Origin of the sequence: Nocardia altamirensis NBRC 108246, from assembly GCF_001612685.1 — a bacterium.
GTDB classification, from domain to species: domain Bacteria; phylum Actinomycetota; class Actinomycetes; order Mycobacteriales; family Mycobacteriaceae; genus Nocardia; species Nocardia altamirensis.
This window is the reverse complement of record NZ_BDAY01000013.1, coordinates 44,639-57,710: the sequence shown is the minus strand read 5'-3', so window position 1 is coordinate 57,710 and position 13,072 is coordinate 44,639. Positions and strand designations below refer to the sequence as shown.

17 protein-coding genes are annotated in these 13,072 nt (G+C 66.3%); 11 read left to right on the top strand and 6 right to left on the bottom strand.

Annotated features, from left to right (window positions below):
- The first annotated feature begins 36 nt into the window (after positions 1 to 36).
- From NA11_RS09245 to NA11_RS09235, 3 genes are all read left to right on the top strand, one after another.
- A complete protein-coding gene (locus NA11_RS09245; protein ID WP_084654400.1) occupies positions 37 to 681 on the top strand; it encodes a YqgE/AlgH family protein in 645 nt (214 codons plus the stop codon).
- A gap of 62 nt (positions 682 to 743) precedes the next feature.
- The gene (locus NA11_RS09240; RefSeq protein WP_069161386.1) at positions 744 to 1,253 is read left to right on the top strand and encodes a sigma-70 family RNA polymerase sigma factor; all 510 of its coding nucleotides are present in this window, start codon (positions 744 to 746) and stop codon (positions 1,251 to 1,253) included.
- Complete coding sequence (locus tag NA11_RS09235) at positions 1,250 to 1,972, top strand: anti-sigma factor family protein (protein WP_069161385.1); 723 nt, start codon at positions 1,250 to 1,252, stop codon at positions 1,970 to 1,972. Before NA11_RS09240 ends, NA11_RS09235 begins: the two co-directional genes overlap by 4 nt.
- A 61-nt stretch (positions 1,973 to 2,033) precedes the next feature.
- On the opposite strand, the gene NA11_RS09230 is transcribed toward NA11_RS09235, so the two are convergent.
- From NA11_RS09230 to NA11_RS09220, 3 genes are all read right to left on the bottom strand, one after another.
- On the bottom strand, positions 2,034 to 2,801 hold the full coding sequence (locus NA11_RS09230) for an ABC transporter permease (protein ID WP_069161384.1): 768 nt from the start codon (positions 2,799 to 2,801) through the stop codon (positions 2,034 to 2,036).
- Positions 2,798 to 3,769: an ATP-binding cassette domain-containing protein gene (locus NA11_RS09225; protein WP_069161423.1), complete on the bottom strand. Its 972-nt coding sequence runs from the start codon at positions 3,767 to 3,769 to the stop codon at positions 2,798 to 2,800. Before NA11_RS09225 ends, NA11_RS09230 begins: the two co-directional genes overlap by 4 nt.
- 127 nt (positions 3,770 to 3,896) lie before the next feature.
- Positions 3,897 to 4,418: an EXLDI protein gene (locus tag NA11_RS09220; RefSeq protein ID WP_069161383.1), complete on the bottom strand. Its 522-nt coding sequence runs from the start codon at positions 4,416 to 4,418 to the stop codon at positions 3,897 to 3,899.
- Positions 4,419 to 4,692: 274 nt separating this feature from the next.
- Here NA11_RS09220 and NA11_RS09215 point away from each other — a divergent pair, with 274 nt between their 5' ends.
- From NA11_RS09215 to NA11_RS09195, 5 genes are all read left to right on the top strand, one after another.
- On the top strand, positions 4,693 to 5,391 hold the full coding sequence (locus NA11_RS09215) for an MspA family porin (RefSeq protein WP_069161382.1): 699 nt from the start codon (positions 4,693 to 4,695) through the stop codon (positions 5,389 to 5,391).
- A gap of 121 nt (positions 5,392 to 5,512) precedes the next feature.
- A complete protein-coding gene (locus NA11_RS09210) occupies positions 5,513 to 7,198 on the top strand; it encodes a thiamine pyrophosphate-binding protein (RefSeq protein ID WP_069161381.1) in 1,686 nt (561 codons plus the stop codon).
- Positions 7,195 to 7,893, top strand: coding sequence for a hypothetical protein (locus NA11_RS09205; protein WP_069161380.1), 699 nt, complete (start codon positions 7,195 to 7,197; stop codon positions 7,891 to 7,893). Before NA11_RS09210 ends, NA11_RS09205 begins: the two co-directional genes overlap by 4 nt.
- A gap of 7 nt (positions 7,894 to 7,900) precedes the next feature.
- Positions 7,901 to 8,944, top strand: coding sequence for a 3-oxoacyl-ACP synthase III family protein (locus NA11_RS09200; protein WP_069161379.1), 1,044 nt, complete (start codon positions 7,901 to 7,903; stop codon positions 8,942 to 8,944).
- On the top strand, positions 8,941 to 9,975 hold the full coding sequence (locus tag NA11_RS09195) for an aminotransferase class I/II-fold pyridoxal phosphate-dependent enzyme (protein WP_069161378.1): 1,035 nt from the start codon (positions 8,941 to 8,943) through the stop codon (positions 9,973 to 9,975). Before NA11_RS09200 ends, NA11_RS09195 begins: the two co-directional genes overlap by 4 nt.
- Here the strand turns inward: NA11_RS09195 and NA11_RS09190 are convergent.
- On the bottom strand, positions 9,972 to 10,967 hold the full coding sequence (locus NA11_RS09190) for a bile acid:sodium symporter family protein (protein WP_069161377.1): 996 nt from the start codon (positions 10,965 to 10,967) through the stop codon (positions 9,972 to 9,974). The two genes, NA11_RS09195 and NA11_RS09190, sit on opposite strands and share 4 nt — an antisense overlap.
- Before the next feature lie 164 nt (positions 10,968 to 11,131).
- On the opposite strand from NA11_RS09190, the gene NA11_RS09185 reads away from it, so the two are divergent.
- Genes NA11_RS09185 through NA11_RS09175 form a run of 3 tightly spaced genes read left to right on the top strand, consistent with a single transcriptional unit; the run spans position 11,132 to position 11,867 of the window.
- Complete coding sequence (locus NA11_RS09185) at positions 11,132 to 11,386, top strand: type II toxin-antitoxin system Phd/YefM family antitoxin (protein ID WP_069161376.1); 255 nt, start codon at positions 11,132 to 11,134, stop codon at positions 11,384 to 11,386.
- On the top strand, positions 11,383 to 11,649 hold the full coding sequence (locus tag NA11_RS09180; RefSeq protein ID WP_069161375.1) for a type II toxin-antitoxin system RelE family toxin: 267 nt from the start codon (positions 11,383 to 11,385) through the stop codon (positions 11,647 to 11,649). The genes NA11_RS09185 and NA11_RS09180 overlap by 4 nt, the downstream gene beginning before the upstream one ends.
- Before the next feature lie 17 nt (positions 11,650 to 11,666).
- The gene (locus NA11_RS09175) at positions 11,667 to 11,867 is read left to right on the top strand and encodes a hypothetical protein (RefSeq protein ID WP_069161374.1); all 201 of its coding nucleotides are present in this window, start codon (positions 11,667 to 11,669) and stop codon (positions 11,865 to 11,867) included.
- Here the strand turns inward: NA11_RS09175 and NA11_RS46265 are convergent.
- Together NA11_RS46265 and NA11_RS09165 are read right to left on the bottom strand one after the other, a co-directional pair.
- Entirely contained in the window at positions 11,850 to 12,203 is a 354-nt protein-coding gene (locus NA11_RS46265) for an SCO6045 C-terminal-like domain-containing protein (RefSeq protein ID WP_069161373.1), read from the bottom strand. The two genes, NA11_RS09175 and NA11_RS46265, sit on opposite strands and share 18 nt — an antisense overlap.
- Positions 12,200 to 13,072: an MbnB/TglH/ChrH family RiPP precursor modification enzyme gene (locus NA11_RS09165; protein ID WP_069161372.1), complete on the bottom strand. Its 873-nt coding sequence runs from the start codon at positions 13,070 to 13,072 to the stop codon at positions 12,200 to 12,202. Before NA11_RS09165 ends, NA11_RS46265 begins: the two co-directional genes overlap by 4 nt.

Sequence of the window (13,072 nt, the reverse complement as noted above, 5' to 3'; positions counted from 1 at the left end):
GGCGCATATCACGGAAACAACTGCGATGATGTCCGAGTGGCACGCGCAGACGACCCGGATGATCGGAAAACTCGCGGCGGGCACGGCGACCGCAAGCGGCGCGATTTCCGGCACGGCGAGCAGGTGGTGCGCGCCGGCACCCTGCTGGTGTCGGCGACCGAACTGGCCGAACCTACTTTCCGGCGCACCGTTGTCTACATCATCGAGCACAACGAGGCGGGCAGCCTCGGTGTCGTGCTCAACCGCCCGAGCGATACCGCGGTGCACGACGTACTACCCCGCTGGACGGAGTTGGCCGCCGCACCGCGCACGCTGTTCATCGGCGGTCCGGTCAAGCGGGACGCGGCGTTGTGCCTCGGCACCGTCCGCGTCGGCGCGAGCATCGACGGCGTGCACGGTTTGCGCCGGATCGACGGCCGCGTTGTCCTCGTCGACTTGGACGCCGACCAGGACGAGATCGGGCAATTGGTCGAGGGCATCCGCATTTTCGCAGGCTATGCGGGCTGGACCTTCGGGCAGCTCGAAGGCGAGCTGGAGAACAACGACTGGATCGTGTTGTCCGCGTTGCCCTCCGATCCGATCAGCACCGGCCGCGCCGACCTGTGGGCCCACGTGCTACGCCGCCAGCCGCTGCCGCTTTCTCTGCTCGCCACCCACCCGATCGAACTCGAGCGCAATTGACATGTTGGTTCGTGTTGAACCGTTTACCCCTGCTGATTCGTGGGATGAGCGGGAGGTGAGCAATGCCGGACAACCGAACCGAGTTGTTGCGGGTCTTACACGACGAACACGCGGCTGCTCTGTGGCGGTACACGCTCGGTTTGGTCCGCGACCCCGGCCGGGCCGAGGACATCGTGCAGGAGACGTTATTGCGGGCGTGGCAACGCCCGAATGTGCTGGATCAATCCACCACGTCGGCGCGGGCGTGGCTGTTCACCGTGGCGCGCAATCTCGCCGTGGATGAGCATCGCAGCGCCCGCAACCGGCGCGAGTTCCGCACCGACAGCCCGCCCGAGGTCGCCGCACCCGACCAGTCCGACCGCGCGTTGGACGGTTGGCTGGTCGCGGACGCATTGGGCAAGCTCAGCGCCGACCACCGCGAGGTGATCGTGCGTGCTTACTATCGAGGCCTCTCGACGCACCAGATCGCCGCGGAGCTCGACATTCCCGCGGGAACGGTGAAATCCCGGATGCACTACGGCATGCGGGCCCTACGGCTCGCCCTACAGGAGATGGGGGTGACGAACCAATGACGGATCTTGCCGACGACTACACCACGTGGGATGCGCCGTACGTGCTCGGCTCCCTGACCAGAACCGAGCGCAGAGAATACGAGGACCATCTGGCGGGGTGCCCCTCCTGCCAGGCCTCCGTTGCCGAATTGGCCGGGCTGCCCGGCATGCTCGCGATGGTCGACAACGAGACCGCACTGGCGATGATCGCACCGCCCGAGGCGCACGTGGCGCCGCTGGCCGAGACGACTCCGCCGCTGCCGCAACTGCTGCCGAAGCTCGCCGATGCGGCGGAGCGACGCAGGCGCCGGAGCCGGTGGGTGACCGTCGGCGCCGCCGTGGCCGCGGCCGCCGCCGCGGTGGCGATCGCGGTGCCGGTGGTGGCGACGGTGACCGGCTCGAACGGTCCAGGCACCACCGATGTGGTCTTCGCCGAACGGCGGATGGAGCCGCTGGAGCCGACGCCGGTCTCGGCGAGCGTCAAACTCGTTCAGTCCGACGGTAAGACGCGGCTGATCATGAGTTGCAGCTACGGCCCCGGCGAGCAGCGCTACAACTGGAACCTCGCGCTGTATGTCATCCGCACCAACGGGCAGCAGGAACCGCTGGACACGTGGCCTGCCAATCCCGGCACCGAGCTGACCATCGACCGCACCCTGGACGGCGCGCCGGATCAGGTCCGTGCCGTCGAGATCCGTTCCGCCGCAACGGGAAAGGTGCTGCTGACCGCGACGGTCTGAGCCGCGACGCCGAAATCCCCCGCCAGACCCCTCTGCCGGCGGGGGATTTCGCTGATATCGCTCAGGCGGTCTTGCGGCGGAAGATCGAGTTCGCCCACAGGAAGCCACCGATCGCGATGCCGAGGCACCAGGCGACCGCGAGGATGCCGTTGTTGCCGATCTCGGTGCCCATCAGCAGGCCGCGGATGGTCTCGGTGATCGGGGTGAACGGCTGGTACTCGGCGAACTGGCGCAGTCCGACCGGCATGGTGTCGGTGCCGACCAGGCCGCTACCGAGGAACGGAAGCATGATGACCGGGAAGAGCATGTTGCTCGCCCCCTCCGGGTTCGGGGCGAGCAGCCCGAAGGCGACCGCAAGCCAGTTGAGCGCGAAGATCATCAAGGTCAGCAGCCCGAACGTGGCGACCCACTCCAGCACAGTGGCATTGGGCCGCCAGCCGATGAGCAGCGCGACCGCGCTCATCACCACAACGCCGCCGAGGGCCTGCAGCAGCGCACCGAGAACATGTCCGGTGAGCATCGACGACTGGGTGATTCCCATGGTGCGGAACCGATTCACGATGCCCTTGGTGGCGTCGGTGCAGATGGAGACCGCCACCGACGCCGTGATGTACGCCGGGATCATCAGCAGCATGCCTGGCGCCAGGTAGTCGATGTAGTTGCCCCCGGAGGACTGCTCGAGCGCACCACCGAACACGAACTTGAATACCAGCATGAGCACCGTCGGCATCAGGATGACACCGACGCTCATGCTCGGATACCGCTTGGCGTGCATCAGATTTCGCCGCAGCATGGTCGCCGAATCGGCGAGTGCGTAGGACATACTCATGAAACCGTTTCCTTTTCGGAGGTCGGGTGGCCGGTGAGGGTGAGGAATACGTCGTCGAGATTGGGCGTGTGCACCGCAAGGCCGTCGACCTCGATCTGCTCGTAGTCGAGCCGATCCAGCAGGGCGCGTAGGGATTTCACGCTGCCGTCGCTCGGCACCGCGAGCGTGAACTCCTCGTCGTCGTCGACCATCCCGCCGCTGACCCCGAGCGCGGTCGCGGCGGCGAACAACGCGTTTCGGTCGGCGAACTGCAACCGGATGTGACCGCCGGGCACCAGCTGCTTCAGTTCTGCCGCAGTGCCTTCGGCGACGATCCGGCCCTGATCGAGCACCGCGATGCGGTCGGCGAGCTGATCGGCTTCCTCCAGGTACTGCGTGGTCAGGAAGACCGTGACGTTGAAATCGTCGACCAGGCCGCGGATGAGATCCCAGATCACCCGGCGGCTGCGCGGGTCGAGTCCGGTGGTCGGCTCGTCGAGGAAGATGATGCGCGGATCGCCGACCAGGGTCATGGCCAGGTCGAGCCGCCGGGTCATGCCACCGGAATAGGTGCTCGCCGGCCGGTCGCCCGCCTCGGCGAGATCGAAGCGCTCCAGCAGATCCGCTGCCAGCCTTCGGCTTTCCCGCTTGGGCAGATGCTGCAGGTCGCCCATCAGGACCAGGTTCTCCCGGCCGGTGAGCAGCTCGTCGACCGCCGAGAACTGACCGGTGACCCCGATCGCGTTGCGCACCTCGTCGCGTTCGGCCTCCAGATCGTAGCCACCGACCCGCATTTCGCCGCCGTCGGCGTGGATCAGCGTGCTCAGGATCTGCACGGTGGTGGTCTTGCCCGCGCCGTTCGGGCCGAGCAGCGAATAGACAGTGCCCTCGGGCACGGTGATATCGATGCCGTCGAGCACCACGTGCTCGCCGAATGCTTTGCGCAAGCCGAGCGCCGAAATGGCGGGTGCGCGATGGCCGTTGACCATGACGGTCCTTTCGATTTTCATATGCGAATGCGCATGAATGCATGACTGATCGACACCGCTCCCGGTGTCCCGGTGCGGCTGGAGGTGTCGAATTGTGCGTATTCAGTTGTGCGGTAGTGAAATTCGACTAGATGTCGAGGTCCTCGACCTGCGGATGCTTCGCGATGTCAGCCACCCGCTGGTACAGCGTGTCGGGCAGTTTGCCCTTCAGTTCGTCGAGCGAATCCACGATCTCCAGCACGAAATCGCCCCAGTCCTGACCGCCGACGCCGAGCAAGCGCCGCCAGTTCGTCAGATCCTTGATCCAGTTGTCGGACTGGGGATATTCGCCCCAGTTGACGTACTGGGCATGCATCACGAACTTGCCTTTGCGGCTGCGGTACACCTTGTAGAGCCGTTCGGTCGTCTGCTCGGCATCGAAGTCCTTGAACTCGCCGAGCAGTGCACCGGAGAATCGGACCTGGCGGGCGCCGTTGTGGCCGACCCGGAGGACGACCTCCTCGTAGCCCTCCTGCCGACCCTCTTCCAGTTCGATGAATCGCCGCAGCGCGGTGGTCACCGCCCCGGACAGGTTGCCGCCGACCAGTTCCTGGGCCCGCTGGAACAGCGGCAGATCGTCATCGGCAACATAAATCGTCTTGTTGGGCATGATCCGACTATACGTAGATGTATACGTACACGCAAGTGGCGGGCGCCACCCTGGCGAAATGCTTCCATTTCAAAGCTGATTCTTGTAAGTTTGCCGAACATTCACTGAAGTTCTAGCCGACGACGTCTGAACTCAGGTCCGAGCCGCAATGCCGCTGGCCAGTCCCCTGAATATCCCAGGTAAGTCGCGAGAAAGTGCTGCAGTGATGCCTCAGAGTGCTCGGCGGACGCTACGACTCCGCACCATGCTAGTCAGTTGCCCTATCGCCATTGCCATGCTGCTGAGCGGGGCGACGCCGGCCTCGGCGGACTTCCTCGACACCGCAACCCTGCCGGTCCGCGTCGGCCACCAGCAGGTCAAGCCGACCCTGGACGGCTACGCCATCATGACCACCGAGGCCAACACCAGCGCCAGAACCATCCCACCGCTGGACGGCAGCCCGTTCAGCCGCGAGGCCTTCCTCAACGGTGTCGGCATCGGCCAGGTCGACGGGCCGGCCGGCGCCAACGTCGGCGGCGCCTTCATGGAGGTGGGCTACGAGGTCGGCTACCCGGTTGCCTTCGCGCCCAACGGGATCACCGTCACCCTCAACTCACCGTCGGTCTCGGTCACCGGCGCGGTCAGGCCGGAGATCTCGGCCGGCGTGACGCCGCAGCTCAACATCGCGCCCGTCCCCGGCGCCCAGGTCGAATTCCCCTTGTCCGCCAAGCTCGGCGCCGAATTGGGCGCGCAGGCGACGATCCTGCCGTCCCAGCAGCTGTCCTTCCAGGTCGGCCACGGCGGCATCACCGAGACGACGCTGGCCAAGTTCACCCTGACCCGGCCGTTCGCCTACGCCGACCTGTCCAATACCCATCTCACCGTCACCGGTGCGCTCGGCCCGGTCACCATCCGCACCTTCGTGAAATTCACCCTGATCACCGCGGCGGGTCAAACCAGCGACGCCATCTACAGCGACCCGATCACGCTGTGAGGTAACCACTCCACCCACTTTCCGTTCAGCGTTGAACCATCCGGTCCGCCGACCCGTATCACTGCTGTACACGGAAAGTGATCTCGCGTGTGTGCGATGCACAGGCGATGAAGGAGTGCCGATGCGGACCAGGGTTGTGGACTACCTGGTAGACGCCGTTTCTGCCCTTGGCGTCCGGCATATCTTCGGCGTCGACGGTGCGAACATCGAGGACATGTACGACGCGATCTTCGACGCGCCGTACGACCTCACCGGGGTAGTTGCCAAGCATGAATTCTCGGCGGCAACCATGGCCGACGGCTATGCACGATCCACCGGCGGCCTCGGCGTCGTCATCGCGACATCCGGCGGCGGCGCGATGAATCTCGTTGCCGGACTTGCCGAATCGTTCGCGTCGCGGGTACCCGTGCTGGCCCTGGTCGGCCAGCCACCGACGGCGCTGGAGGGCAACGGCGCGTTTCAGGACTCCAGTGGCCGTGCGGGCACCATCGATGCTGTCCGCATGTTCGACGCGATCACCCGGTACTGTGCCCGCGTCGATACCGGCGCCGACCTGCCCGACGTGGTGGCCATGGCGGTCGGCGCCGCCCGCGGCGGCGGCCCCGCGGTGCTGCTGCTGCCCAAGGATGTGCAGCAGTCGAGCATCGACGCGGCGCCGCCGTTTCGGTTGCCCGCCAAGGAATATCGACGCGACGAGGCAGGACTGATCCGGCTGCGCGCCGCTCTCACAGCGGCCCGCAGCACCGGCAAGATCGTCATCATCGCCGGTGACCAGGTCGCCCGTGACGACGCGCGTGACGCATTGGCCAGGCTGGCCGCCGGCCTCGACGCCGTGGTCGGCGTCGCGCCGGACGCCAAGGACGTCTACGACAACACCGACCCGAGCTTCTGCGGTGTCGCGGGCAGCATGGGTCATCCCGAGCTGACAGCGGCGATCCGTTCGGCCGCACTGTGTCTGGTGATCGGCACCCCGATGCCGATCACCGCGCGCACCGGCCTCGACGAGCTGCTGGCAGGCACCACCGTGGCGAGCATCGGCGTGACCTTGCCGTATCTGCCGACGATCCATGTGATCAGCACCGATCTGGCACCCACCCTCGCCGAGCTGGCCGACGAATTCAGCACCACAACAACCATTTCCGAGCGCCGCGGGCCTGCACCACTACTCCCGCTTCATGTCCCGGAGGCGTCCGGGCCCGGCCTGCGCTATCGGCACCTGATCGAGACCATCGAAGCAGGTCTGCCCGAGGGCACCGACGTGTACGCGGACGCGGGCAATACCGGTGCCGCCGTGGTGCATCACCTGCGGGTGCCGCGTGGTGGCCGGTTCGTCGTCGCGCTCGGCATGGGCGGCATGGGCTATGCGTTCGGTGCGGGCATCGGCTCGGCGTTTGCGCGGCGGCACGGGCCGGACGGGACGCGGCGCACGGTCGTCGTCGCAGGCGACGGCGCGTTCTACATGCACGGCATGGAGATACACACCGCCGTCGAGCACGCGCTGCCGATCACCTTCATCGTGCTGAACAACAACGCCCATGCCATGTGCGTCACCAGAGAACAGCTGTACTACCGAAATCGGTACAGCTTCAACCGGTTCCAGCCCGCGCACCTCGGCGACGGTGTCGCCGCCATGTTCCCCGAGCTACCGACCTTCTCCGTGCGAGCTCGGGACGAGCTCGGCACCGCATTGCGGCGCTGCATGGAAATCGAAGGGCCGTCGTTCATTTCGATCGACGTCGACCCGGACGAGGTCCCACCGTTTCTGCCGTTCTTGACCGCCATCGAACAATCCAGGAGTACCCAATGACCGCATCGAGTATCGATTCCCGCAGGGGTGACGGCGGGGCGACCAGCGCTCTGCCCGCACTCAGCGATATCCCGGAGGACGTCATCCCCGGGGTCGTTCGCATCGAGAACTCGGACAAGGACGCCACCACGCCGATCATCGTCGACATGCTGCGGTCGGTCTATCCGCACGACCAGATCTTCGGCGAATTCTGTCCGGTGCAGGCGTATATCGCCGCGCCACCGCAGGAGGTCTACGAATACCTGGCCGACACCCGCTCACTGGAGGAGTGGACCTACAGCCTGCGCGGGTTCGTCCCGGCCGACGACCCGGGACTGTGGCTGGCCTATGACCGGCTCGGCAGCGAAACCAAGATCTTCACCCGCACCGTTGCCCATCCCGACGCGATGACCGTCGACTACCACTGCGCCTGGGACCAGGCCGACCACCTCTGGATGATCTACCTGCTTCGGGTGGTCGACGCGCAGACGGTGTTCGACAAGCCGGGTTCGGTGGTGCTGTGGGTCAACTGCAAACACCCCTTCTACGACCAGAATCCGTACCCGGAGACCGCGCCGCCGAAGCGGCCGGTGTGGGTCGGCGACTTCTGGGAGATGTTCTCCGCAGGCCACCAGCTGGAGATGGACAACCTCAAGGCCATCTGTGAGTACCGGGCGGCCAACGGCCTGCCCATCAAGCCCGACTGGATGAAATGAGATCCGCATGATCCCCACCGATTCCCGCGCTTCCGCGTTCCCCGCGGTCAGCCTGGTCGACGTCGCCAGCTACCTGCCCGGCGAGCCGGTCGGCACCGACTACTTCACCCAGTTCTCCCGCTCGGACCGGATGGCCAAGAACGTGATGTTCCGGTCCCCCAAGGCCCGCCATCATGTCGGTCAGGACGAGAGCGACATCGACATGATCGAGCGCGCCATCGCTCCGCTGATAGCACGCCATGGGGCGCAGTATCTTTCGAACATCGACGTGCTGATCACGCACACCCAGATGCCGACCAATCCGGTGACGGGCTGCGGCCCCGAGGTCGCCAAACGGATCGGTGCACGGCCGAGCTACGCCTACGACGTCCGCAACGGCGGCTGCGCCGCGTTCGTGCACATGATGTCGCTGGCGCGGATGATCTTGCAGACGACCGACGCGCGCACGGCGTTGATCGCGGCGACCCAGAACTGCGCTGGCCCGATCTTCACCCAGTCCGAGATCCGCAAGCTGGCGCAAGCGCCGATACCCGGCGACGGGTGTGGTGTCGGCCTGCTGGTCAAGGACGACAGCGCGCCGATCCTCGACATCGAATGCCGCACGTACCCCGAATTCTCCGGGGACATGAATTTCACGACCGACAGTGGCCGCAAGTACTGGGAGCCGGGCGAAGGTCAGGGCTGCTTGAACTTCACCGAATCGAAGATCACCAAGGTGTTCGCCCGCGGCAACCGGCTGGTGCCGGAAGTGGCGCTCGCGGTGTGCGATCGGATCGGCGTGAAGGGCCGCGACATCGACACCTTCGTCACCAATCAGCCGAACCGGCTGTTCCTGCGCAACTGGCACGACGCGCTCGAGCTGCCCGCCGAACGGCATCCCGACACCTTCGACCAGTGCGGAAACCTGTTCGCCGCAGGCATTCCGGTGACACTGGACATCGAGAACCAGGCGGGCAGGCTGCGCAACGGCTCTGTCGTCCTGCTGTCGGCGTTCGCGCATGCCGGTGATTTCGCGGGCGCAGCGGCCGTCCGCTGGGGCGCGGCACGGTGAGCACCTCCCTGATCGACGAGACAACGCCGTCGCGCCAGCGCGGCGTCTCGTCGACACGGCATCGGTTCGACCTAACCCTGAGCGAAAACCCATTCCCGCCATTGCCTTCTGTACTCCGTGCCGTGAACACCACACTGGCGCAGGCGAATCGGTATCCCGAGTTCCTGCCGACCCGGCTGCCGACGCTGATCGCCCAGCATCTCGGCGTGCAGCAGGAGCAGGTGGTGGTCGGGTCCGGCGCGACCGGGGTGGCGATGCAGATCATGCAGTCGCTGACCACACCGGGGGCAGGTCTGGTCTGTGCGTCGCCGACCTTCGACGGCTACCCGATCATGGCCGAGATGGCCGGGCTCGAGGTGGTTCCGGTGCCGCTCGACGCGATCGGCAACCAGGATCTGGTGTCGATGGCCATGGCCATCGACAAGCGCACCGGGTTGGTGGTGGTGTGCCGTCCGCACAATCCGACCGGAACGGTGCTGCCCGCGAGCGCGCTGAAGGCGTTCCTGTGCGAGGTGCCCGCCAGGGTGCCGGTGATCCTGGACGAGGCGTACGTCGAGTTCGTCGGCGCCGCCGACCAGTTGGACATCTTCGCGCTGCTGAACCGGCACCCGAATCTGCTTGTGCTGCGCACCTTCTCGAAGGCGTACGGACTGGCCGGGCTGCGCATCGGCTACGCCTTCGGCAGGCGCGAGGTCATCACCAGGGTGCGCAGGCTGCAATTGCCGTTCGGGGTGAGTTCGGCGGCGTCGGCCGCGGTTGCCGCGTCCTACGCCGCCGAACCCGAACTCGCCGCGCGCATCATGCACATCACCACCGAGCGGGAGGCGTTGCGCGCCGCGTTGCGGCGTTGCGGCATCACGGCACCACCGAGCCAGGCGAATTTCCTCTTCCTGCCTGGTCCCGGTGTAGCGACAGCGCTACGTCGCGCGGGCATCGCGGCGAAGGCGTATCCCGATGGGAGCGCCCGCATCTCGGTCGGTGACCCCGATGCCGACCGCGCGGTGCTGCAGGCCTTGACGTCGCTGCGCTAGTCGACCGGTTCCGGTTCCGGTTCGGGCTCCGCGGTTTTCGCCCAGCGCTGGGCAAGGGCGGCGCAGGTGATCAGCTGGATCTGGTGGAACATCATCAGCGGAAGGACGATGAGGCCGATCGGCTGGCTGGCGAAAAGGACTGTCGCCATGGGGAGGCCGGTGGCCAGGCTCTTCTTCGAGCCGCAGAAGACGATCACGATCCGGTCTTCGCGGGAGAAGCCTGCGAACCGGCCGACCAGCATGGTCACGCCGATGATGACGGCGAGCAGCACACAGCACACGGCGGCGAGCGCGACAATCCGCCACGGGGACAGCATGTGCCAGATGCCCTCCACCATGCCTGCGCTGAACGCGCTGTAGACGACGAGCAGGATCGAACCGCGGTCGACCAGCTTCGTCGGCTCGGCGTACCTGCGCAGCACGCCGATCACCTTCGGCCGGATCAGCTGGCCGATCGCGAAGGGCACCAGCAGCTGCAACACGATGTCGCCGACCGAGGAGAAGTCGACGCTGGCGTGGCCTGTCGTGTTCATCAACAGGATGACCAGCAGCGGCGTGACGAAGACGCCGAGCAGGTTCGAGGCGGTCGCGCTCACGATCGCGCCTGGCACATTGCCTTTCGCGATCGAGGTGAAGGCGATGGAGGACTGCACGGTGGACGGCACCAGGCACAGGAACAGCAGGCCGGTGTAGAGGTCGTCGGTCAGCACGCTCGGCACCAGGAACCGCGCGGCCAGCCCGAGCAACGGGAACAGCAGAAATGTGCATGCCAGCACGACGGTGTGCAGCCGCCAGTGCGTCAGGCCCGCCCAGGCCTCCTTCGGCGAGAGACGGGTGCCGTACAGCAGGAAGAGCAATGCGATGGCAATCTTCGTCAGCACGTCGACGACGTCGGCAGCCGTGCCCCGAGCGGGAAAAACACTGGCCAGCGCGACGGAGGCGAGGATCGCCAGGATAAATCCGTCTATATAGAACTTGCTGAGGAATCGCACAGCTCAGGCTAACGCCAAGCTCGTCCCGACCCCGGGTCGAAGAGTACGTACTTGCTCACACCTTCAAGCTGGTACGCATAGTGCTGGCATCAGACAAATGCGAACATCGTCGCCGCAAAAGGACGCAACTTTCACGTGTACACGTTACCGTGTACACTCAAGGCATGAGTGAGATCAGCACCCGCGAGCTACGCACCAACCTGGCGAAGTACATCGACGCCGCCGAGGCTGGCGAGCAAGTGATCATTCTCCGTGACGGCACACCCGCCGCCGCACTCGTATCGCTGTCCGTCGTTGAAGCGGTGGACGATGCCGAAGACGAAATGCTGGCACGCGAGGCAGCCATCCGACTCGGCGACGGCACCGCGACCGTGAGCATGGCCGAAGTGCTCGCCGACATCTTCGAGGCGCGTAAGTGAAGTACGCGTTCCGGTTCCACGAATCGGCCCGGCGAGAACTTCGCGACCTCGAGCAGCGGGACGCCATGCGCATCCTCACAGCGCTCACGACCCTCGGCGACGATCCGTATGCAGAGGGGCTGGCCATCCGAAAGCTGGTTGGCGTGGACGCCTACCGGCTGCGGGTCGGCCGGTTCCGGGTCGTCTACCAAGTACAGGATGATGTCCTGGTGATCCTGGTCGTGAAAGTCGGATGGCGGAAGGATGTATACCGCGACATCTGACCCCCGAGCAGGCGGCCATGGCAGGCCACATCCTCGATGCCCGCACCCTCGTGCCGATCCACTTCGGCCTCGCGCGACCACCGTTCTACGTCGAAGTCGACGACGCGCTGGCCAAGTTCCAGGCAGCCGCAGCCGACCTCGACACGCACGTCACCGTCCTGGCGCCAGGCGAATCCCTCGACCTGGCAGCACAAACCACCTCAGGTCGCCTGCCGTAGCCAACGGCGGAGGGGCCTGCGTCGGCTGCCGAGGAGGGTAGTCGACAAGCCTGCATGGTCGGCGAAAGCTGTTGCGTCCGTTGCGGTGGAGGTCTTCGGCACGGTGGCGGCCCAGGTGGTGAAGCGAGGGGTGAAGTCGTCGCCGCAGGCATGCGCCAGTTGGGGATAGCGGCGCGCCACGTCGCGTGCGCGCTTGTGCAGCAGAGCGCGCGCAGCGGCGGCGACGGCTTCGGTATCGAAACCGGAAGGGGTCGGACCGCCGGATACCAACGCGCGGACCAGCTCTGCCTGGCGTTCGGCGAGCGTCTCGGCCGCTCGGTCCGGTGGCGAGATCACGGGTGTGCCGATCGGGCTCGGCCGGTGAGCGACGTGCGGTCCGCCGCCGCGGCGATGGCGTCGAGTTCGTCGAGCAGCTCGGCGGCGGGTGGATAGTTGCCGTCTCGCTCCAGCATCAACGGCACCGGGTGGGTGGCGGTGAATTCGCCTACGAGAGTGAGCACTTCGGCGGGAACAGGATGGGTGTGGGTGTCGTGGTAGCGTCCGTCGGCCTCGTGGCCGCCCGCGACGTGACAGTAGGCGATCCGCTCGGCGGGCAGCCGCAGCAGTTCGGCGAGGGGATCGCGGTGGCGGTTGCGAGCGTTCGCATAGACGTTGGCGATGTCGAGCAGAAGGTATACACCGGTGCGGTCGATCAGTTCGGTGAGGAACTCGGCCTCGGTGTATTCGTCGTCGGGCCAGTCGAACAGCGCCGCGATGTTCTCGACGGCGAGCGGCACGTCGAGGGCCGCCTGAGTGCGGGAGATGTTGCGCACCAACACCTCCAGTGCCGCCTTCGAACGCGGCACCGGCAGCAAGTGTCCGGCTTCGAGTCCGCCGGCGCGGACGAACGCGACGTGCTCGCTCACCAAGGGTGCGCCGAGTGCACGGGCGCAGGCGGCGAGATGCTCGATCCGGTGCTCGTCCACCGGGTCCGCACCGCCGAGGGACAACGAAATGCCGTGCGGCACAACGGCAACCCCGCGGTCGAGCAACGCCGTCAGCTCAGCGGGGATCGCGATCTCCGGCGCGCGCCGACCGGCCCGGTGCATAGGCAGCGATTCCGCGATGACCTCCGCGAATCCGAGCCCGTCCAGTTCCGCGATCACCCCGCAGATCTCCGGCCGCCAGCCGATGCCGAGCGCACCGTCCCGGAGCGGTGCCTTCAC

Excerpts from the sequence above, each read along its gene's own strand:
- NA11_RS09240 (WP_069161386.1), top strand. The coding sequence starts at position 744 with ATGCCGGACAACCGAACCGAGTTGTTGCGGGTCTTACACGACGAACAC.
- NA11_RS09235 (WP_069161385.1), top strand. The coding sequence starts at position 1,250 with ATGACGGATCTTGCCGACGACTACACCACGTGGGATGCGCCGTACGTG.
- NA11_RS09230 (WP_069161384.1), bottom strand. The coding sequence starts at position 2,801 with ATGAGTATGTCCTACGCACTCGCCGATTCGGCGACCATGCTGCGGCGA.
- NA11_RS09225 (WP_069161423.1), bottom strand. The coding sequence starts at position 3,769 with ATGGTCAACGGCCATCGCGCACCCGCCATTTCGGCGCTCGGCTTGCGC.
- NA11_RS09220 (WP_069161383.1), bottom strand. The coding sequence starts at position 4,418 with ATGCCCAACAAGACGATTTATGTTGCCGATGACGATCTGCCGCTGTTC.
- NA11_RS09215 (WP_069161382.1), top strand. The coding sequence starts at position 4,693 with ATGCTGCTGAGCGGGGCGACGCCGGCCTCGGCGGACTTCCTCGACACC.
- NA11_RS09210 (WP_069161381.1), top strand. The coding sequence starts at position 5,513 with ATGCGGACCAGGGTTGTGGACTACCTGGTAGACGCCGTTTCTGCCCTT.
- NA11_RS09205 (WP_069161380.1), top strand. The coding sequence starts at position 7,195 with ATGACCGCATCGAGTATCGATTCCCGCAGGGGTGACGGCGGGGCGACC.
- NA11_RS09200 (WP_069161379.1), top strand. The coding sequence starts at position 7,901 with ATGATCCCCACCGATTCCCGCGCTTCCGCGTTCCCCGCGGTCAGCCTG.
- NA11_RS09185 (WP_069161376.1), top strand. The coding sequence starts at position 11,132 with ATGAGTGAGATCAGCACCCGCGAGCTACGCACCAACCTGGCGAAGTAC.
- NA11_RS09175 (WP_069161374.1), top strand. The coding sequence starts at position 11,667 with ATGGCAGGCCACATCCTCGATGCCCGCACCCTCGTGCCGATCCACTTC.